We start from the raw sequence: 18,484 nt of genomic DNA on the forward strand, positions 1-18,484 counted from the left end.
TATTATTCCACCATTCTCTTACGTTGCATGTACCAAACTGCACCACCTAGTAGTATGAATAGGAATCCTACCATAAGCCAGTTATACATGGAACTAGCTGTTTTTGGTAGTTTTTTGCCTTCTTCATTCTTATTGTCTTTGTTATTACCAGGTCCAGGTGTTTTGTCGGAATCCTTGTCTTTATCTTTGTCTTTGTCTTTATCGGAATCGTTATTTCCATTTTGATCACCTGGTGTTTGCGGGTCTTCTTTGCCATTATCGTCAGCCTCTAATACTGTAAAAGTACTGAAATGCTTTGTTGTAGCTATAACATAACCATCTCGATATTCTCCACCAATAAGTTCCCATTCACCTTGGTCGTTTAAGAAGTATACACCCAGTGCATTTATATCGGTTACACCATCAACATTAACAGCAAATTGTAATGTGATACCTTCTCCAGTAAATTCGGAAATAATAGTTTCCCCGTCCAAAATGGTAAAGTCATATACTGGACTAATAGGGTTCTCTATGGAAAGCTTTTCTAGCACGATTGATAATTCATGACGGTCTGCAAAGAGTGATGCTGGGATTTGCAAGCTTACCTCTTTCCCTCTAACTACTTCAATTGTTGCATTCTTTTCAAGTAGGCTAGCTAATTGCTCACTTGTCAAATCTAATTGTACTTTATTCCCTTGAACTTTCGAAAGGTCAACAGAAATAATCCCGTTTTCTTCTAGCAATGCAATAGATTCATCTGCAATTGCTACAGTCTGATCTGAGATAATAATCTTAGCATCGACACGGTCCTGTTTTGGTGCCTCTTCTCCTGGCTGTTCTTCAATTGGCGTTTCTTCTCCTGGGGTTTCTTCCCCTGGTTCTTCTTCAATTGGCGTTTCTTCTCCTGGCTCTTCTTCAATTGGCGTTTCTTCTCCTGGGGTTTCTTCCCCTGGTTCTTCTTCAATTGGCGTTTCTTCTCCTGGGGTCTCTTCCCCTGGCTCTTCTTCAATTGGCGTTTCTTCTCCTGGGGTCTCTTCCCCTGGCTCTTCTTCAATTGGTGTTTCTTCCCCTGGGGTCTCTTCTCCTGGCTCTTCTTCAATTGGCGTTTCTTCCCCTGGGGTCTCTTCTCCTGGCTCTTCTTCAATTGGAGTTTCTTCTCCTGGGGTCTCTTCCCCTGGTTCTTCTTCAATTGGAGTTTCTTCCCCTGGGTTCTCTTCTCCTGGTTCTTCTTCAATTGGTGGTTCTACTACCGGCTCTTCCTCATATACTACAATGTCATTTACACCACGTGGTTTTAGTTGAATAGTACCGTTGAATTGACTAGAGATACCAGTCACATTTACTTGATCTCCATTATCAAATGCAAAATCATCAAATAATAGACCTGTACGGTTATCAACACGTACTAGTACACTCTCGCCACCTACTGTAGCTATAAATTCAAACGTTCCGTAATCATTTACTTTCTCTAATTCAGAAATTACAGCACCTTCAACCTGTACAAGTTGTGCTTCATTCTCTTTAGAGATTTCAGATGGTGTAACCTTTTTAGCTGCCGGTACAGCACTATTTCCTAGCTTTTCAATGTTTGTTACTGCTGAAATTTGAATTTCTCCAGAATAAACACCCTTTTCACCTGTTAAACGAACAACATCTCCTGCTTCAAGGTCGATATTATTTTGGAAGACATAAATCCCTGCTGTTTCATCCTGTACATAGAAACCTTTGCTGCCCCAGTTACCAGTTTTTGTTGTTACAGTACCTTCAATTGTAACTTTTTCGCCATTTTCTACTTGACGAGCTGCAGCAATATCCATCGGCTCACTTGGCTCTTCTGGGGTTGGTTCTTCTGGAACTTCTACTTCCTCGACAAACTCATATGCAGTAGGGGATTTTAGACCAGGTTTTGAAAAGTACGCTTCTAACGACCCAGTAATATGAATCAATTTCCCTAAATTATCAGGATTATCTGCTAGATTTAAGTCTGTACGAATAAAGTTGTTTGGTAATTGAACAGGAAGAATTTTATTCATATCACGTTCATTTGGTGAATCAGCTAACATTAAGTTTGTATTAGCGAAATTACCATCGAAATTCCCTGTCATGGTTCCGACAATATAACCCTGTACCGTGTTTGTTCCGGTATTATTGGCAATTGCTTCAGCTACTGTAATATAATCTCTTTCCCCTGGTGGTACGATTTCCGTATTATCCTGAATCGTAATACGAGAACCTTCCTCATAATCAATCGGACCATTATGATTAGACACATAGGCCACTACCGCTTTCCAAACTTCCTCATACTCACTGACTGTTTCATCCCCTAGATTATAAAAACTGCTTCCATGCATATAATCATTGTAGGCTACAACATATTCCTTTTCCTCATCTAAAGGATTACCTTCTGGTGTTGAGAATACAACATCAGTAAAAACATTATTCTCTTTTATCAATTCATAGTGTAATCCAGACACTTGTAGATCTACACTATTATGATAATTAGATTGTGTTAAAATGACATCTTTTAGCTTATTTAGGTTCGTCTTTACGACAACGATTTTATTCCCAAAGCTATCAAGGTATTCTATTTGTCCATCGGTAATAACACCTGCTGGAATATTCCCTGATACAGATGAACCGTTAAGGAAAGCAAAATCAGCATCTGTAATAGCCCGAACAGAATCGGTATATAAGTTTCCTAATCCTGCGTCTCCTAATGCTTTATTATCAGAAGATAGACCATTGTTTGTCGATCCAATCTCATTCCCTACAATTGGTGCATCATTAGAGACTTCGATTGAAATACGTTGGTTATTCGTATAATTTATTTTCACGCCGTTTTCAGTCAGATGCTTCGCATAAGTAATCATAGCATCGGTCATTGTACCAGATAACGCTTCTAATACTTCGCCTTCAAAATTATATCCACTTCCACCTGTACCGATATAATCTCCAACTGCAACAATATAAGTTTTATTATCTTCTAATGGCTCACCGTTTACTACTAATTCCGAATCTATATATTTTCCGGTATTATTGGTGATAATCTTATAGTGTAGGCCAGACGTTTGTAAATCAATAGAGTTACGGCGCTCATAGGAATACTTGATAACTTCCTTCAGTGCTGCACCTGTCATTTTATATTTCATTATTTCATTAGCAAATGGCTCAATGGTATAAATATCATTTACTGTAATTGGACCCGCAGCAATGTTCGCTCGTATACCACCACCATTGGTTAGCGCAACATCTGCTTCAGTTATATAACGCATCGCATCCGTCCAAAAATTTCCTAATGACGAATCACGATTTCCACTTCTGGTCAATCCCGTTTCAGTATAACCAATTTCTTCAGACAAAAGCTCGTCCATTTCAGCATTGTAATGATCAACTTTAGCCTGAATCTCACTATCTACTTCTGTTAAACTACTAACCTTTTGTAATTTACCAGTTACTGATTCTACTTCCTTAGTAGCTTGGTTAAATGTAATGGTTAGATTACCTACATTCTCTCCATTCGCGCCTGTTTGTACGATTGGTGTACCATTAACTACATTTGGTTGGTTTAACGTTGTATGGGAATGACCCCCGATAATAACATCGAAGAAGTCTACTTCCCGTGCTAACTTTTGATCCTCTGAATAGCCCATATGTGTTAAGGCTATTAGTACATCTGTTTCGTCTTTTAAGTACGCATATTGCTTCATCGTTTCAATTGGATCTTCAAAACTAATCCCTACTACATTAGCAGGAGCAGTAGATGGAGGTGTCTCTGTAACCGAAACCACTCCAACCTTTAATCCATTCACATCAAAAATATGATACGGATTTGGCTGTGGAAAATCTACTTCCGTATCAGCACTTACGACCGTGTTAGCGCTCAACCATGGAAAGTTAGATTCGTTAATACGCTTAACTGTTTCCGCTTGTCCATAATCAAAATCATGGTTACCAATTGCCATCGCTTGAACACCTATATCATTTAATAGGTCAACAATTGGAACACCATACTGGAGGTCAACTACTGGGTTCCCACTAAATATATCCCCAGCATCTAAATATAGAGAGTTTTCTGCCGCTTCTCTCTCTGCCTTTATGTACGCAGCAATTTTTCCAAAATCATTAATCTTCGCGTGAAGGTCATTTGTATGTAATACTGTCAATTCTACTAAATTGTCTTCTGAAGTTTCTGCCGCTGAGACGGAGGCAATCGGTCCCAACATGGTATAAACTAACATGACAAAAGCTACAAAGCTCATCCAAGTTCTTTGCATTTTTCTTCTGCTTCCCATCTACTTCTCTCCTTTTTCGCGCTATATTCATAATAGAATAATCTATTATCTTCTACCATTTTACATAATTTTTATTAATCCGACATTAATTTTTTGTAAAACTTTCATTCAAATCCAAACATTGTTGTATAATTATAAGAAGAATGTACATGTTTAGGAGGGTGCCCGATGAACGTAACCATTAATAAGAAAACCATATCTTTATTTAAAGGAGCAACATTAAAACATGCATTATTAAAAGCTGATCCACTATTATACAATGCCGTAGTTAAAGACGAAGCCGTTATAAAAGACCAAGAAGGAAATGTTACCGATGTCAATGGAGCCGCTGCAGAAGGATGGACATATTATGTAGAAAGCAAGAAACAGGGATACGAGGAGCTATGAGGGAAAGGTTTGCTGTCCCATCAACTATGGGACATATGCCTTTAGGATGGATGCCTGTTGTGAAATGAATTGTTTTCCTGTGGATTAGATTCTAAAAAACTATTAAATAGAGGAGTCAAGCCGGGTCGTTCCACTCGTCTATTTTTTTATCAAGCTCTTGAATTAATGAATGTTCTTTCTTTTGATCAATATTTCGATAATGATGTAAATTGCCAGGCTGTTTATCCTTTTCATCTGCTAAATGAACCACTTTTTGCAGAGGAGTAAATTCAAATTGCCCTTTTGGTAGAGCGGAATCCGTATGAAATAAAATAGCATGTGCAATCTCTTTCGCTACTTGTTTATCCTCACCTAGACGTACTAATAACTTATGCGCACGTTCGGCACCTTTAATCGGGTGAATATCATAATCCTGATAAAGCTGGTAGTCCCATTCTCCGTCACGATACCATTCATAATGACCAATATCATGCAAGAATCCAGCCTTAGCTGCCCAATCTAGATTCACCTCATATTCTTGTCCGATATGAAACGCATGATAAGCGACAGATATCGCATGTGCCATCCCGGAACGTCTAACATACTTTTGGGTAATCGGATGATTGTAAATATCGGATAATGTGACAGCCCTCATCAAAAAGCGCCTCCTTTTTTATGGTAAATTATCGATATGTTATCATTATTATGCGTATTAAGCAACTATTAATTAGTCTCCTTTGACTATTACCATTTAGAACTTCATTTGGTGCTAAGACTATAGTAATTGGATTGTAGTAGTCTATTAATCATTCCGTTCTTCCAAACCATTTTGCACTAAGTCTACAGACTACTTGAACAACTACATTAAAATTAATAAATCGATAGTTTCCATCCAAATAAACAATCGCCTGTTTTCCTTTAATCTCGTTGCTTTCGATCGCATAATTTTAACAATCCCATGTAAGCCGTAAAACCTAACGCTTCATTCAAAATCAAAAAAACTTGTTGACAGACTTCTCCATGTTACATATAATGTGAAACTATAACATTGAAGAAGCAAATAACATTTTCATAAATAGAAAGGCTACGAAAGGACCCTTAGTAGTGTTTTATCTCCCTGTCCCAGAGAGCTGATGGTGGTGTGAATCAGTCATAGATAAGCATGAATTACAATCCCGGAGCTTCTTTCTCGAGTAAATTCGAGAAGGACGGTCATTGATCGTTAACCGATTAGAGTGGTGAAAATCTTTTTTCACAACTAGGGTGGTACCGCGAATATATTCGTCCCTACTGATTAACCTCAGTAGGGACTTTTTATTTTCCTATAAATAAGTCTTCCCTACTTCAAAATTAAATAACACAAAAGCAAAGAAAGGATCGCAGTAGTGTCTTATCTCCCTGTCCAGAGAGCTGATGGTTGGTGGAAATCAGTCATAGATAAGCATGAATTACAATCCCCGAGCTTCTTTCTCGAGTGAATTCGAGAAAGACGGTCATTGATCGTTAAACATAATCAAGAGGTGAGCTATAACTAGTTCGCAATTAGGGTGGTACCGCGATGAGAATCGTCCCTGTCGTTTATTATACATGAACGACAGGGACGATTTTTTTGCATGAACAATACTATTTACACACAGGAGGAATAGAAAAATGATGGTCAATGAATTAAGTGAGCTACGTAATCAAATCGATGAGGTGAACGTAAAAATACTCGCTTTATTAAATCAACGTGGGCGTATCGTGCAACAAATTGGCGAATACAAAGAAAAGCAAGGAGTCGTACGATTCGATCCGGTTCGTGAAAGGCAAGCACTAGATTTAATTATGGAACACCATGAAGGACCTTTTGAAGCATCCACCATAAAACATATCTTCAAGGAAATATTCAAAGCTAGCTTAGAGCTTCAAGAGGACGAACAGAACAAAGCATTATTAGTATCAAGAAAGGCACATCCTAACGACACCATTGTCGAGATAAATGGTACCAAGCTTGGCAGTGGAGAACAGCATTTCATCATGGGACCGTGTGCGGTAGAAAGCTATGAGCAAGTCAAAGCTGTCGCATTAGCGATGAAAGCTCAAGGTCTTACACTGATGCGAGGTGGCGCATTTAAACCACGTACCTCGCCATACGATTTTCAAGGACTTGGTATGGAAGGGTTACAGATTTTACGTCAAGTAGCGGATGAAGTGGGAATGTCTATTATTAGTGAAATCCTAACCCCACATGATGTAGAAGTTGCTTTACAATACACGGATGTGATTCAAATTGGTGCTCGTAACATGCAGAACTTTGAGCTATTAAAAACAGTCGGAAGATTCAACAAGCCGGTTCTGCTTAAACGAGGACTAGCCGCAACCATAGAGGAATTCATCAATGCAGCAGAATACATTCTCGCCCAAGGAAATGATCAAGTCATTCTATGTGAGCGCGGAATTCGCACTTATGAGAAAGCAACGCGCAATACGTTAGATATTTCTGCTGTACCTATTTTGAAAAAGGAAACACATTTACCGGTTGTTGTCGATGTTACCCATTCAACTGGTAGAAAGGATTTACTATTCCCAACTGCAAAAGCAGCTCTAGCTATTGGAGCCGATGCGATCATGGCAGAAGTTCATCCGGACCCTACTGTCGCCCTATCGGATGCGCAGCAGCAAATGAATATTCCTGAATTCCATGAGTTCATGGACGGACTAAAAGCATTCAAAGAAAAACTATCCTAAGGAGGAACATGAATATGCGATTTTTAACAGCAGGAGAATCTCACGGACCACAGCTAACTACCATTATTGAAGGGCTACCTGCCGGAATGGAGCTAACTGCCAGTGATATTAACCGTGAGCTAGCAAATCGACAAAAAGGCTATGGCCGTGGAAAAAGAATGCAAATTGAAAAAGATCAGGTGACAATTGCAGGTGGAGTTCGGCATGGATATACACTCGGCTCCCCCCTTGCACTAGTCGTGGAGAATAACGACTGGAAACACTGGACGGACGTAATGGGAATCGAACTCATTGAAGAAGAAGAGGCAAGTGGCATTAGACGTAAAGTCACTCGCCCTCGCCCAGGCCATGCGGATCTAGTTGGCGGGATTAAATATGGTCATCGCGACATGCGTAATGTACTAGAACGCTCATCTGCCCGTGAAACTACGGTTCGAGTCGCAGCAGGAGCCGTTGCGAAAAAGCTCCTCTATCTCCTTGGCATCGACATAACAGCCCATGTCATTGAAATCGGCGGAATCCAAGCAAAAGATCGGGATTTCCATGATATTACCGATTTGAAGCAACGCACAGAGATTTCCCCAGTGCGCTGTTTTGATCAAACTAAAGAACAGCAAATGATGAAAGCAATTGATGTAGCAAAGAAAAATGGGGATTCCATCGGGGGAGTCATAGAAATAGTAGTCGAAGGAATGCCACCAGGGGTTGGCAGCTATGTACATTACGACCGGAAGCTCGATTCCAAGCTAGCAGCAGCCATTGTCAGTATCAACGCATTTAAAGGGGTAGAATTTGGTTTAGGATTTGAGATGGCTAGAAAGCCTGGCAGTCAGGTGCATGATGAAATTCTTTGGAATGAAGAAACCGGCTATGTTCGAAACACGAATCGATTAGGTGGTTTTGAAGGTGGAATGTCGACTGGAATGCCTATTGTTGTCAGAGGCGTTATGAAGCCAATCCCTACCTTATACAAGCCGCTTCAAAGTGTTGATATCGAGACAAAAGAACCGTTTACAGCAAGTATTGAACGATCTGATAGCTGTGCTGTTCCTGCCGCAAGTGTTGTTGCCGAAGCAGTAGTGGCCTGGGAACTTGCTGCAGCTATTACCGAGCAATTTACTAGTGATCGTATGGATGCATTAAAACAAGCTGTGGCAGAACAGCGGAACTATGCCAAAACATTTTAACCTACCTTAGGAGGACTCGTCATGAAATGGAAAAAGCAAATTCTACCGTTACGCGCATATCAACCCGGTAAGTCCATTGAATCGGTGAAAAAACAGTACCACCTTGAAGAAATCATCAAACTAGCTTCCAATGAAAACCCGTATGGCTATTCACCAAGTGTCGATCAAGCATTACTAAATGGGGATTCATCCTATACCTTTTACCCAGATGGAAGCGCAGCGAACTTAAAAACGACACTAGCCTCCCATTTACATGTAGAGGAAAATCAACTCCTCATTACGAACGGTACCGATGAATTAATTCAAATCATTTCACGTGCCATGCTAGAGCCTGGAAAGAATACGGTGATGGCTGCTTGCACCTTTCCACAGTATAAGCATGCCGCTATTATTGAAGGTGCCGAAGTACGTGAAGTGGAGCTAGTCAATGGATTCCATGATTTGAATACGATGCTCACTAAAATGGATGATCAAACCGCAATTGTGTGGCTGTGTAATCCGAATAACCCAACTGGGACATATATCCCGGAAGAAGAAATTCGCCGATTTTTAATACAGGTTCCAAGCGATGTTTTAGTTGTCCTCGATGAAGCATATCAGGAATATGTGACCGAGTCATCTAACTCCCTTTCACTTACACAACAATTTTCGAACTTGATTATCATGCGAACTTTTTCTAAGATTTACGGTCTTGCAAGCTTTCGGATTGGATACGGTATTTCCACTAGCACTACTATTCAGTGCTTAGAGCCTGTACGTCTTCCGTTCAACACAAACGTCTTAGGTCAACTTGCAGCAACAACCGCTCTCTCAGACCAGGATTTCGTACAATCTTGCCGAGCGCATAATACAGCTGAGTTACAACAGTATTATGGCTTTTGCGAGGAACATAGTCTACCTTACTTTCCTTCACAAGGGAATTTCATCTTAATTAACGTAAAACGAGATGCTGATGAAGTGGCGGAATATTTATTAACCAAAGGACTTATTGTACGTTCTGGGAAATCATTAGGATTTCCAACCTCCGTCCGCATCACCATTGGCAAAAAAGAGCAAAACGAGAAGGTAAGAAATGCATTACAAGAACTAATTACCGAAAAAGTTAGGCCATAAACAACAGGAGGTATTGGCATGCATGGTAAAATATTAATTGTAGGACTAGGGCTAATTGGTGGATCTTTAGCCCTTGCAATAAAAAAACAGCATCCAGAAGCACGAATCTATGGTTATGATGTAAATACTAATGAACTAACTACAGCTAAGTCGCTACATGTAATTGACGAAGAAGCTACTTCTCTACGTGAAGGTGCAGAAATAGCGGACGTCATCATCCTGTCTACTCCTGTTTTACAAATGGAGAAAGTAATGAAGCAATTGTCACAGATCGAATTAAAGAATGATGTCATCATAACCGATACTGGTAGTACGAAGATTGGCATAATGAAACTTGCAGAACAGCTATGGCATGATACCAACGTAACCTTCATCGGCGGACATCCGATGGCAGGCTCACATAAATCCGGGGTAGAAAGCGCTAAGGATCACCTATTCGAAAATGCCTATTACGTTCTCACCCCTTATAACCATTCTCTCACTCGAGTAGATGAGCTAAAGCAATGGCTCCGTGGAACGAATGCAAAATTCCTAGTAGTAGACACAGAAGAACATGACTATGTTACCGGCGTTATCAGCCACCTACCACATATTATTGCATCTGGTTTGGTTAATCTCGCCAGAAAAGAGGATGAAAGAAACCCTCTGATTAAAATGCTAGCCGCTGGAGGTTTTCGAGATATTACACGAATCGCATCCAGTAATCCACAGATGTGGAAGGATATTGTATTTCATAATCGCAGCAATTTATTAAGATTATTAAACAAGTGGACAGAGGAAATCGAGAAGTTCCAGCAAGTGTTAGAAAGAGGCGATGACCTAGCCATTTCTCACTTCTTTGCAGATGCAAAGGAATACCGTGATTCTCTTCCAGTTCGTTCTAAAGGCGCCATCCCTGCGTATTATGATTTATATGTTGATGTCCTTGATGTCCCTGGAGCCATTGCAAAAGTCACGACATTACTTGCTGAGCATGGGATAAGCATTACGAACCTGCACATTATGGAAAATAGAAAGGGACTGCTTGGTGTTTTACAAATTAACTTTTCAAAGCATGACGACCGCAGTAAAGCACAAACGCTCCTAACCTATCATAACTATAAAACCTATGAAACGGCCTAAGGAGGATAAACATGACAAGAAAAAAATTAAGCAAATTGGAACACGGTCTTTCTGGAACTATTCATATACCAGGAGATAAATCCATCTCCCATAGAGCGATTATGTTTGGCGCATTAGCGAAGGGTAAAACAAGTGTAACAGGCTTCCTTCCTGGTGAAGACTGCTTAAATACGATTTCCTGTTTTAGACAACTAGGTGTTGATATTGTCCAGAATGGAACCCAAGTAGAAATTAACGGGCTCGGAATCGAACACCTACAGGAACCGAAGGAAGTACTCGATGTCGGAAACTCTGGTACTACCATTCGACTTCTGTCCGGAATTCTTGCAGGACTTGGATTTTATTCCTGTATCCAAGGGGATGCATCCATTGCCAAAAGACCGATGAAGCGAATAGTCGACCCACTACGTTTAATGGGAGCAAATATTGACGGTAGACAAGGTGGAATGTATACACCACTAACCGTACGAGGACAAAATTTACATGGGATTCAATATGAATTACCAGTCGCCAGTGCCCAAGTAAAATCCGCCATATTACTAGCTGGATTATTAGCGGACGGAACGACAACCGTTATCGAACCCGAACGTACACGTGATCATACGGAAAGAATGCTGCATGCATTCGGAGTATCCATAAACAGGTCAGGAAATAACGTATCGATTGAGGGGAAACAACACTTAACTGCGACTAGCATCGAAGTCCCAGGTGATATCTCATCTGCTGCATTCTTTTTAGTGGCTGGAGCCATTGTTCCTCAAAGTCAGATTACCTTACACCATGTCGGAATCAATCCTACCCGAACTGGAATCATCGATGTCCTGTTGAACATGGGTGCCACCTTAACTACTTTAAATCAAAACGAAGAAGCAATGGAGCCATACGCAGACATACAAGTGAAAGCCTCCTCCCTACACGGAGTAGAAATCGGCGGAGAAATTATCCCTAGACTAATTGATGAAATTCCGATTATCGCCCTAGCTGCTACACAAGCAGAAGGAACCACTGTCATTAAAGATGCCGCAGAACTCAAGGTAAAGGAAACAAATCGCATTGACATCGTAGCACAAGAACTGAGTAAGATGGGAGCACATATTGAAACAACAGAAGATGGCATGATCATTCATGGTAACACTAAACTGAAAGGTGCCATTGTAAATAGCCACGGGGATCACCGAATTGGAATGATGTTAGCAATTGCCAGTACGATTGCAGAGGGAGAGACTATCCTGGAAAACAGTGAGGCGATAGATGTTTCTTATCCTGGGTTTTTTGGGAGTCTAAGTGAACTAGCGGGACACTAAACTCTGTCCCTCCTGCTATGAATCCATACGGGTTAATATAGAATGGGGCAAAGCTCCTTTCCTTATAGAAAGGAGACTAAAGTCCCTTTCTCCATTCATCTTCTATAAAAAATACACCCCAATGCCCATAACCAAATAAGCAGGGAGTAAAATAGCTCCTTCAAACCAATTTATATCACCATCATTGGTTATTACAATTGTTAAGTACCGCTTTACCATACTAATTAATTCTGGCCAGGTAAATACAAGTGGCATGAATGTAGGAAATAGTAGCGATAGTAGCACAAGGACAGGTAAAACAAACATTTCGACTTGTAGTGTATATCCTATCGCAATTTCTACGGCTACATCCATGTTATTTTAATTTGCTATTACTTACGTGGAAGCATGTTCTGCAGCCTTCCTAACAATCGCTACCATGATAATACCAATAAATAATTCAAACCACCCAAATGATTCTCCAACAATGTCGAATGTCCCACGTTAGATTATCCGCACTCGAGAAGTATTATTTTTAGATAACAAGGCGATTCATTTTTACTGATTACTTGATTTAATAACGAATGTTTACCTAGGAATGTTCACTGCGTCCCACACCACCTGTAGTTCCTCCCTTAATGGGATAATTTCCTCCTTTACCAACACCCTTAAATCCTTTTCTTGCCCTCGTTCAATATAACTTTGTGCCTGGTAAAGACTATTAAATAAATATTCTGTAGCCATCAAGATTTGATAATATTCAGCTACTGTTTCTTTAACATCAGGAGGCAAAGTATGTCTTAGAATATTTACCCTTCCATTAACTTTATTGTATAACAACTTAGCATCATCTTGATTACCTTCTTTATAGACACCATTCTCATACATAATAATAAGCTCTTCAGATTCAGCCAGAAGACTTTCTAGTTGTCGTTTAATCTTTCCCCAGAATATTTCTTTATCTATATTCACTTCATATTCTGGTTCGTTTTCGGAATCCTCCCTTGCTGAATACTTGTTTATTCTAATCTCTGGAACAACAAATCCCCTTAATAAGTGTGATTGCTCCGAGTATATGTCACATAATCCATCCTCACAAGACGTAACAAGTACTTCATTTCCTAAAATGTTGGTTAGATCTACATTTCCTGCAATCAAGTTTAACGCATTATCCGATGTTAAATTATCCCGCTTATCTAGCTTGTCCTTTTCATCATATTCTTTCCATTTTTCAGCATCTCTTTTTGATGTGAATAGCTCAAGCGTAATATCTTCCAAATCATAATATTTCCCGTTCATGATTTCATATTTCTCTTCCTCAACGGGATTTATTAGCTCCTCATACGATAAGGTATTGCTAACGATTGGAAACAAGTAATATTCCCAATGTGTCCTACATTCATGAAATTTGTAATACCCTTTTTCTGTATCCTTTGACATATACCAACATTGCTCTGGAGCATTATAAAACACGTCCTGTACAGGCACTTCCGATGTATTGAAATAGCTTAGATCTGGTTTAACCTCAATCCAAGATTGATTGGCATTATCATCATATCTTGATTGTAAATCGTAAATAAGAGCTCCTTGTGGCTCATACTTTATGATTCTAATATTGCTTTCATTGTCTTCTCCGTTTCCACCAGCAGTTTCAATAAATTCTTCCAGTAGCTCTACATTTCGTAAAGCATTATGCTTAAATACCACATCTGTTTCACTCGGAATATATTCTTCCGGCTCCGTATCTAAATCTTCTTTGGATAAATCATCATTATTTCCTGATTCCTTTGTTGTACATCCAGCTAAGATAACAACTAGTGCGATGATAACGATGAATCTATATTTCATTAATTTTCTCATTTTCCACCCTCATATTTAATGATTGTTAAATACATTCTAGCATTTAACTTAATATAATTGAAAAAGAACATTGCATATTCCTCTCTATACTTCTTCTCCCTGACTTACACCACTTTATTACTTACCTATTGACAATCCAGCCATTACCTATTATATTTACTTATATATTCAACGTTGAATAATCAAAGGAGTATTACTGTGACAAAATTATTAGTATTAGCTATGCTTAGTATCCAGCCAATGTCTGGTTATGAAATTAAATCTATGCTTGAACTAAACGATTCCCCAAGATGGGCTGGTGTTTTGCCCGGTTCCATCTACAATGCTCTTAAAAAGCTTGAAAAAGAGGGATACATTGAAATAGCCAGTATCGAAAGCAATGGACATCGGCAAAAGGCTATTTATAAAATCACCGCAAGTGGTGAAGCATTTCAAAGAGAGTTAGCACTAGAATGCCTTGGAAACGCCAAGGTCTATTATCCGACTGATTTATATTCCGGAATATCATTGGCTGATCAACTACCTAAAGAAGAAGCAATTGATCACTTAACTAAGAATAAAGAAAAATTATTGCTTGAATCACAAGCTGTAAAAACAGGTTTAAAAGCAAAAGAAAAAGCTCTACAGGGTGAAATTCCCCCATTAACTCGTATTGTATTTGAGCATATGTTTGAAATGATTGAATCACAGCTTCGGCTTATCGAAGCTACTATTTCCATCATAAAGCAGAAATAACAAAGCCACTAGCAATGGCTTTGATTTTTACCCACATAGTCAAAGTTGAATATACAAAGGAGAATGTGTATGGAATTGATCAAATTTATCAATGTTGAAAAGAGCTTTAAAGGTAGAAAAGTAATCAGTGGATTGAATTTTTCAATTCACGCAAATGAAGTCGTTGCATTACTCGGGGCCAATGGGTCCGGGAAAACGACTACGATTCGAATGCTATTAGGTATCAGCAAACCAGATAGTGGAAGAATCACGAGATGGACAAAAGACTTTAACCAAAAGGTAGGGGCTCAGTTACAAACAACACCATTTTTTGAAGGCCTAAGTGTCATAAATAACTTAAAGCTTTTCAATACCTTTTATCAATCTAAGATTACTACTGAAAAGATGGAACGAATATTAAGAGACTACAATCTATTGGATGTAAAGAACACATTGGCTTCTAAGCTTTCCTTAGGTCAACAAAAACGGTTAGCCATTAGTATTACAACCTTACATGACCCTGATTTTGTTATTTTAGATGAACCCTCTGCCGGTCTAGATCCTAGTGGACAACGCGAGGTACAAAACATGATTCGCCACCTAAAGTCGAAAGGGAAAAGTGTCTTATTTTCTTCTCATGATATGTTGGAAGTTCGCAATTTGGCTGACCGCATCTTCATTATGGGAAAAGGAAGATTGTTAGTAGAAGGAAAACCTGAAACATTACTTAATAAATACAACGTTGGGGATTTTGAAGAGCTATTTAATCATCTCATGAAAAAGGAGGAATATTATGTTTAATATAATTGGAATTTCGCTTAGTAAGGATATTAAAGATTACTATCTCTTATTCTGGTCTATTTTTCTACCAATTGGTATATTTACTACCTTGTCTCTTTTGGCTATCAATGTTAATGGCAATTTATTGTTCGGCATTTTAACATTAAGTATCTTTTTTTATTGCTGTACAACGAATAGCTTTGCCATCTTTGCTCAAAGAAAGCGTGGGGTTTATGAATTATTGACCATTACACCATTCTCTTTATGGAAATATCTTAGCAGCATTACCATTAGCCAAACAATTATTGCCTGTACCGTTTCAAATATTTTATTGATAATCGAAAATGGTATATTTGATTTAACCTTATCGGTATTACAGATTCTATTATTTCTTCCATTTTTCTTTGTCGGTTCAGCCTTATTCACGCTAATTGGATTCTGCCTTTCTAGCTTTCCCAAAAACGAAGGGCAATTAAGTATCACGACTAATTTGGTCATGATTCCACTTTTTTTATGTAGTAGCGTGTTTTTCAATCTCGACAATTCTCCTAAGTGGGTACAATGGATTAGTTGGATTAATCCTGTAGAATGGCTACAATCTGGTTATCGCTCCATTTTAGAAAATCATGTTTCTATTTACTTCTTATCAATTGCCATTCTGTTCGCTTTTTTATTACTTTTTCTTTTCCTTTCTAAAATGACGTTTCGAGTCCAATAGTTTTTAACTACGAAATGCAAACATAGCTCGCCTTTTATCACAACGAATACTCTTATATAGTTTTAAAAAAAGCTCTGATTCCTATATACTAATAAGTAATAAATCAGAACTATAGGAGGTTGCGATGGAAAGAATAATTGATAATAATCGTGAAGCACATGAATGGTTACTGATTGCTGTTACAATATGCTCTCTACTTACGTTTAAAAAGATACGGAGATTAGAGCGTTATAAAAAGAAACTAGAACGTAACTTTAAATACTTTGACTTATAGAATAAAATAGCGGGGGAAAAGAGATTAAGGCTCTCTTTACCCTTTTTTTATTCTAATGGATAGCTAAGCCTCGGTTGAATATTAGAGGAATTTAGTTGTTGCTTGTGTTGGAGTGGTTCTTCTCAAAGTTAGATTTTTTATATAGATGTGTTATTTATGAAGATATGGTGATGAGGTTCAATAATTGGGGATATTGTATTCATTGAGTAAGGGAACTTATGTTAGGAGATTGAATAAAAACACAGAGAAAAGGAAGGACTTCATAATATGCAAGACCTTCCTAGTGTGTACCTTTATCAACGCGCCCTAGAGGATTCGAACCTCTGACCCACAGCTTAGAAGGCTGTTGCTCTATCCTGCTGAGCTAAGGGCGCAAAATATATCAACATGCAATTGTATGGAATCTGTATAAGTTGATCGATCAATTTACTTGCCTAATGGGCCTGAGTGGACTCGAACCACCGACCTCACGCTTATCAGGCGTGCGCTCTAACCAGCTGAGCTACAGGCCCATAAATTAATGGAGCGGGTGAAGGGAATCGAACCCTCGACATCAGCTTGGAAGGCTGGAGTTTTACCATTAAACTACACCCGCATAAAATTAGATTGGTTTATTATAACAGCTTACGAACGGTCATGCCCCTGCGTCTACAAGCATATTCAAGGAAGTTTATTCCTCGGGGCAACTCGTAGTGGATTCGGTGGATGTATCGCTCGTGGCTGGAGTTTTACCAAACTACACCCGCAATATCCCGAAATCTAAAATGGTGGCTCGGGACGGAATCGAACCGCCGACACACGGATTTTCAGTCCGTTGCTCTACCGACTGAGCTACCGAGCCAATTAATATAAGTTATACTCTACTCAAGCATCTGAACAAGATTACACATATTCAATAGTAACATCTAACATATTTTATGGAGGAGGTAGAGGGATTCGAACCCCCGCGCGGTTTGACCCGCCTGTCGGTTTTCAAGACCGATCCCTTCAGCCAGACTTGGGTATACCTCCATCAAATTGTAGTAATTCATCTAAAATTACAATCTACCAATCTGTTGTTCTAGTACTGAAGTAATAAATCAGATGGTAAAGTGGAGCCTAGCGGGATCGAACCGCTGACCTCCTGCGTGCAAGGCAGGCGCTCTCCCAGCTGAGCTAAGGCCCCATATCATAATAATTATATTAGTTAAGAGTTAATGATGCCGAGGACCGGAATCGAACCGGTACGGTAGTCACCTACCGCAGGATTTTAAGTCCTGTGCGTCTGCCAGTTCCGCCACCCCGGCATTATATTGGAGCGGAAGACGGGATTCGAACCCGCGACCCCCACCTTGGCAAGGTGGTGTTCTACCACTGAACTACTTCCGCTCGATATAAAACTATTTGATATGATGAGCCATGAAGGATTCGAACCTTCGACCCTCTGATTAAAAGTCAGATGCTCTACCGACTGAGCTAATGGCTCATGTTATTTAAATTATACTTAGTTAACTTGAGCGTTCTTCAAGGTGGACCCCAGCATCTTCTTGCCTATTCTAGGATGTGTATGCTTCGGGGTTACTCGTAGCTTAATCGGCGGAAGTGGTGCTCGTTGCTCTACCGACTGAGCTAATGGCTCATAGTAAAAAGTGGTGCCGGCCAGAGGACTTGAACCCCCAACCTACTGATTACAAGTCAGTTGCTCTACCAATTGAGCTAGGCCGGCATGATAATTATTCGCCTATTAAGTTTCTCTTTTTGCCGAATAGTCCCCTGTATCTTCCAGCATATTCAAGGTTGTTTATGCTTCGGGGTTACTCGTAGCTTATTCGGTAGAAGTATTGCTCGTTGCTCTACCAATTGAGCTAGGCCGGCATTGTGTAATGGCGGTCCGGACGGGACTCGAACCCGCGACCTCCTGCGTGACAGGCAGGCATTCTAACCAACTGAACTACCGGACCATAAAAAAATTTGAATTATGATTTATTATATTAATGGTGGAGGATGCAGGGCTCGAACCTGCGACCCCCTGCTTGTAAGGCAGGTGCTCTCCCAGCTGAGCTAATCCTCCACATGGTGACCCGTACGGG

Annotated in this window: 13 protein-coding genes, 12 tRNA genes, 1 pseudogene and 2 other annotated features; of the genes and pseudogenes, 10 read left to right on the top strand and 16 right to left on the bottom strand. The window is 39.6% G+C overall.

Annotation, left to right across the window (positions count from 1 at the left end; genetic code table 11):
- Positions 1 to 2 precede the first annotated feature (2 nt).
- The gene (locus tag ACSKT4_RS18890; protein WP_465823751.1) at positions 3 to 4,253 is read right to left on the bottom strand and encodes a 5'-nucleotidase C-terminal domain-containing protein; all 4,251 of its coding nucleotides are present in this window, start codon (positions 4,251 to 4,253) and stop codon (positions 3 to 5) included.
- A gap of 186 nt (positions 4,254 to 4,439) precedes the next feature.
- Here ACSKT4_RS18890 and ACSKT4_RS18895 point away from each other — a divergent pair, with 186 nt between their 5' ends.
- Positions 4,440 to 4,658 carry a hypothetical protein gene (locus ACSKT4_RS18895; protein ID WP_465823752.1) on the top strand — a complete coding sequence of 73 codons (219 nt, stop codon included), beginning with the start codon at positions 4,440 to 4,442 and terminating at the stop codon, positions 4,656 to 4,658.
- A 115-nt stretch (positions 4,659 to 4,773) separates the two neighbouring features.
- On the opposite strand, the gene ACSKT4_RS18900 is transcribed toward ACSKT4_RS18895, so the two are convergent.
- Positions 4,774 to 5,292: an HD domain-containing protein gene (locus ACSKT4_RS18900; RefSeq protein WP_465823753.1), complete on the bottom strand. Its 519-nt coding sequence runs from the start codon at positions 5,290 to 5,292 to the stop codon at positions 4,774 to 4,776.
- 422 nt (positions 5,293 to 5,714) lie between these two features.
- Positions 5,715 to 5,929: a binding site (T-box leader), on the top strand.
- Positions 5,930 to 5,996: 67 nt separating this feature from the next.
- Positions 5,997 to 6,213, top strand: a binding site (T-box leader).
- 74 nt (positions 6,214 to 6,287) lie between these two features.
- Here ACSKT4_RS18900 and ACSKT4_RS18905 point away from each other — a divergent pair.
- From ACSKT4_RS18905 to aroA, 5 genes are read left to right on the top strand one after another with little or no spacing between them, the layout of a single operon-like run.
- On the top strand, positions 6,288 to 7,364 hold the full coding sequence (locus ACSKT4_RS18905; RefSeq protein WP_465823754.1) for a bifunctional 3-deoxy-7-phosphoheptulonate synthase/chorismate mutase: 1,077 nt from the start codon (positions 6,288 to 6,290) through the stop codon (positions 7,362 to 7,364).
- A 14-nt stretch (positions 7,365 to 7,378) separates the two neighbouring features.
- Positions 7,379 to 8,551 carry a chorismate synthase gene (gene aroC, locus ACSKT4_RS18910; protein ID WP_465823755.1) on the top strand — a complete coding sequence of 391 codons (1,173 nt, stop codon included), beginning with the start codon at positions 7,379 to 7,381 and terminating at the stop codon, positions 8,549 to 8,551.
- Between the two features lie 21 nt (positions 8,552 to 8,572).
- Positions 8,573 to 9,664, top strand: a complete 1,092-nt coding sequence (hisC, locus tag ACSKT4_RS18915) for a histidinol-phosphate transaminase (protein WP_186870668.1) — start codon at positions 8,573 to 8,575, stop codon at positions 9,662 to 9,664.
- An 18-nt stretch (positions 9,665 to 9,682) separates the two neighbouring features.
- Complete coding sequence (locus ACSKT4_RS18920) at positions 9,683 to 10,786, top strand: prephenate dehydrogenase (protein WP_186870667.1); 1,104 nt, start codon at positions 9,683 to 9,685, stop codon at positions 10,784 to 10,786.
- A gap of 11 nt (positions 10,787 to 10,797) precedes the next feature.
- Positions 10,798 to 12,090 carry a 3-phosphoshikimate 1-carboxyvinyltransferase gene (gene aroA, locus ACSKT4_RS18925; protein WP_186870666.1) on the top strand — a complete coding sequence of 431 codons (1,293 nt, stop codon included), beginning with the start codon at positions 10,798 to 10,800 and terminating at the stop codon, positions 12,088 to 12,090.
- 102 nt (positions 12,091 to 12,192) lie between these two features.
- On the opposite strand, the pseudogene ACSKT4_RS18930 reads toward aroA, so the two are convergent.
- Positions 12,193 to 12,567 (bottom strand): annotated as a pseudogene (locus tag ACSKT4_RS18930) (calcium/proton exchanger); the annotation flags it as partial.
- 90 nt (positions 12,568 to 12,657) lie between these two features.
- Positions 12,658 to 13,929: a hypothetical protein gene (locus ACSKT4_RS18935; protein WP_211742518.1), complete on the bottom strand. Its 1,272-nt coding sequence runs from the start codon at positions 13,927 to 13,929 to the stop codon at positions 12,658 to 12,660.
- A 198-nt stretch (positions 13,930 to 14,127) separates the two neighbouring features.
- Here ACSKT4_RS18935 and ACSKT4_RS18940 point away from each other — a divergent pair, with 198 nt between their 5' ends.
- The 4 genes from ACSKT4_RS18940 to ACSKT4_RS18955 all read left to right on the top strand — a co-directional run bounded on the left by ACSKT4_RS18940 (position 14,128) and on the right by ACSKT4_RS18955 (position 16,415).
- Positions 14,128 to 14,664 carry a helix-turn-helix transcriptional regulator gene (locus ACSKT4_RS18940; protein WP_186870663.1) on the top strand — a complete coding sequence of 179 codons (537 nt, stop codon included), beginning with the start codon at positions 14,128 to 14,130 and terminating at the stop codon, positions 14,662 to 14,664.
- A gap of 69 nt (positions 14,665 to 14,733) precedes the next feature.
- A complete protein-coding gene (locus ACSKT4_RS18945; RefSeq protein WP_211742517.1) occupies positions 14,734 to 15,444 on the top strand; it encodes an ABC transporter ATP-binding protein in 711 nt (236 codons plus the stop codon).
- The gene (locus tag ACSKT4_RS18950) at positions 15,437 to 16,141 is read left to right on the top strand and encodes an ABC transporter permease (protein WP_211742516.1); all 705 of its coding nucleotides are present in this window, start codon (positions 15,437 to 15,439) and stop codon (positions 16,139 to 16,141) included. The genes ACSKT4_RS18945 and ACSKT4_RS18950 overlap by 8 nt, the downstream gene beginning before the upstream one ends.
- Positions 16,142 to 16,265: 124 nt before the next feature.
- Positions 16,266 to 16,415 (top strand): hypothetical protein, encoded by a 150-nt coding sequence (locus tag ACSKT4_RS18955; protein ID WP_186870660.1) that lies wholly within the window; start codon positions 16,266 to 16,268, stop codon positions 16,413 to 16,415.
- Between the two features lie 300 nt (positions 16,416 to 16,715).
- On the opposite strand, the gene ACSKT4_RS18960 is transcribed toward ACSKT4_RS18955, so the two are convergent.
- The 12 genes from ACSKT4_RS18960 to ACSKT4_RS19015 form a co-directional block, all read right to left on the bottom strand.
- A tRNA-Arg gene (locus ACSKT4_RS18960) sits at positions 16,716 to 16,789 on the bottom strand.
- A gap of 64 nt (positions 16,790 to 16,853) precedes the next feature.
- Positions 16,854 to 16,927: transfer RNA gene (locus tag ACSKT4_RS18965), tRNA-Ile, on the bottom strand.
- Between the two features lie 9 nt (positions 16,928 to 16,936).
- A tRNA-Gly gene (locus ACSKT4_RS18970) sits at positions 16,937 to 17,010 on the bottom strand.
- Positions 17,011 to 17,180: 170 nt separating this feature from the next.
- Positions 17,181 to 17,256: transfer RNA gene (locus ACSKT4_RS18975), tRNA-Phe, on the bottom strand.
- Positions 17,257 to 17,333: 77 nt separating this feature from the next.
- Positions 17,334 to 17,426, bottom strand: a tRNA-Ser gene (locus ACSKT4_RS18980).
- 81 nt (positions 17,427 to 17,507) lie between these two features.
- Positions 17,508 to 17,580, bottom strand: a tRNA-Ala gene (locus ACSKT4_RS18985).
- 35 nt (positions 17,581 to 17,615) lie between these two features.
- Positions 17,616 to 17,701 (bottom strand) — tRNA-Leu (locus ACSKT4_RS18990).
- 7 nt (positions 17,702 to 17,708) lie between these two features.
- Positions 17,709 to 17,783: transfer RNA gene (locus tag ACSKT4_RS18995), tRNA-Gly, on the bottom strand.
- A 24-nt stretch (positions 17,784 to 17,807) separates the two neighbouring features.
- A tRNA-Lys gene (locus tag ACSKT4_RS19000) sits at positions 17,808 to 17,880 on the bottom strand.
- A 164-nt stretch (positions 17,881 to 18,044) separates the two neighbouring features.
- Positions 18,045 to 18,120 (bottom strand) — tRNA-Thr (locus tag ACSKT4_RS19005).
- Positions 18,121 to 18,278: 158 nt separating this feature from the next.
- A tRNA-Asp gene (locus ACSKT4_RS19010) sits at positions 18,279 to 18,355 on the bottom strand.
- A gap of 34 nt (positions 18,356 to 18,389) precedes the next feature.
- Positions 18,390 to 18,465 (bottom strand) — tRNA-Val (locus tag ACSKT4_RS19015).
- Between the last annotated feature and the right edge of the window lie 19 nt (positions 18,466 to 18,484).

This window comes from Ornithinibacillus liuyingii (assembly GCF_055550225.1).

Bases quoted from the DNA above. Each gene is read 5' to 3' on its own strand.
- ACSKT4_RS18890 (WP_465823751.1), bottom strand. From the start codon at position 4,253: ATGCAAAGAACTTGGATGAGCTTTGTAGCTTTTGTCATGTTAGTTTAT.
- ACSKT4_RS18895 (WP_465823752.1), top strand. From the start codon at position 4,440: ATGAACGTAACCATTAATAAGAAAACCATATCTTTATTTAAAGGAGCA.
- ACSKT4_RS18900 (WP_465823753.1), bottom strand. From the start codon at position 5,292: ATGAGGGCTGTCACATTATCCGATATTTACAATCATCCGATTACCCAA.
- ACSKT4_RS18905 (WP_465823754.1), top strand. From the start codon at position 6,288: ATGATGGTCAATGAATTAAGTGAGCTACGTAATCAAATCGATGAGGTG.
- aroC (WP_465823755.1), top strand. From the start codon at position 7,379: ATGCGATTTTTAACAGCAGGAGAATCTCACGGACCACAGCTAACTACC.
- hisC (WP_186870668.1), top strand. From the start codon at position 8,573: ATGAAATGGAAAAAGCAAATTCTACCGTTACGCGCATATCAACCCGGT.
- ACSKT4_RS18920 (WP_186870667.1), top strand. From the start codon at position 9,683: ATGCATGGTAAAATATTAATTGTAGGACTAGGGCTAATTGGTGGATCT.
- aroA (WP_186870666.1), top strand. From the start codon at position 10,798: ATGACAAGAAAAAAATTAAGCAAATTGGAACACGGTCTTTCTGGAACT.
- ACSKT4_RS18935 (WP_211742518.1), bottom strand. From the start codon at position 13,929: ATGAGAAAATTAATGAAATATAGATTCATCGTTATCATCGCACTAGTT.
- ACSKT4_RS18945 (WP_211742517.1), top strand. From the start codon at position 14,734: ATGGAATTGATCAAATTTATCAATGTTGAAAAGAGCTTTAAAGGTAGA.
- ACSKT4_RS18950 (WP_211742516.1), top strand. From the start codon at position 15,437: ATGTTTAATATAATTGGAATTTCGCTTAGTAAGGATATTAAAGATTAC.
- ACSKT4_RS18955 (WP_186870660.1), top strand. From the start codon at position 16,266: ATGGAAAGAATAATTGATAATAATCGTGAAGCACATGAATGGTTACTG.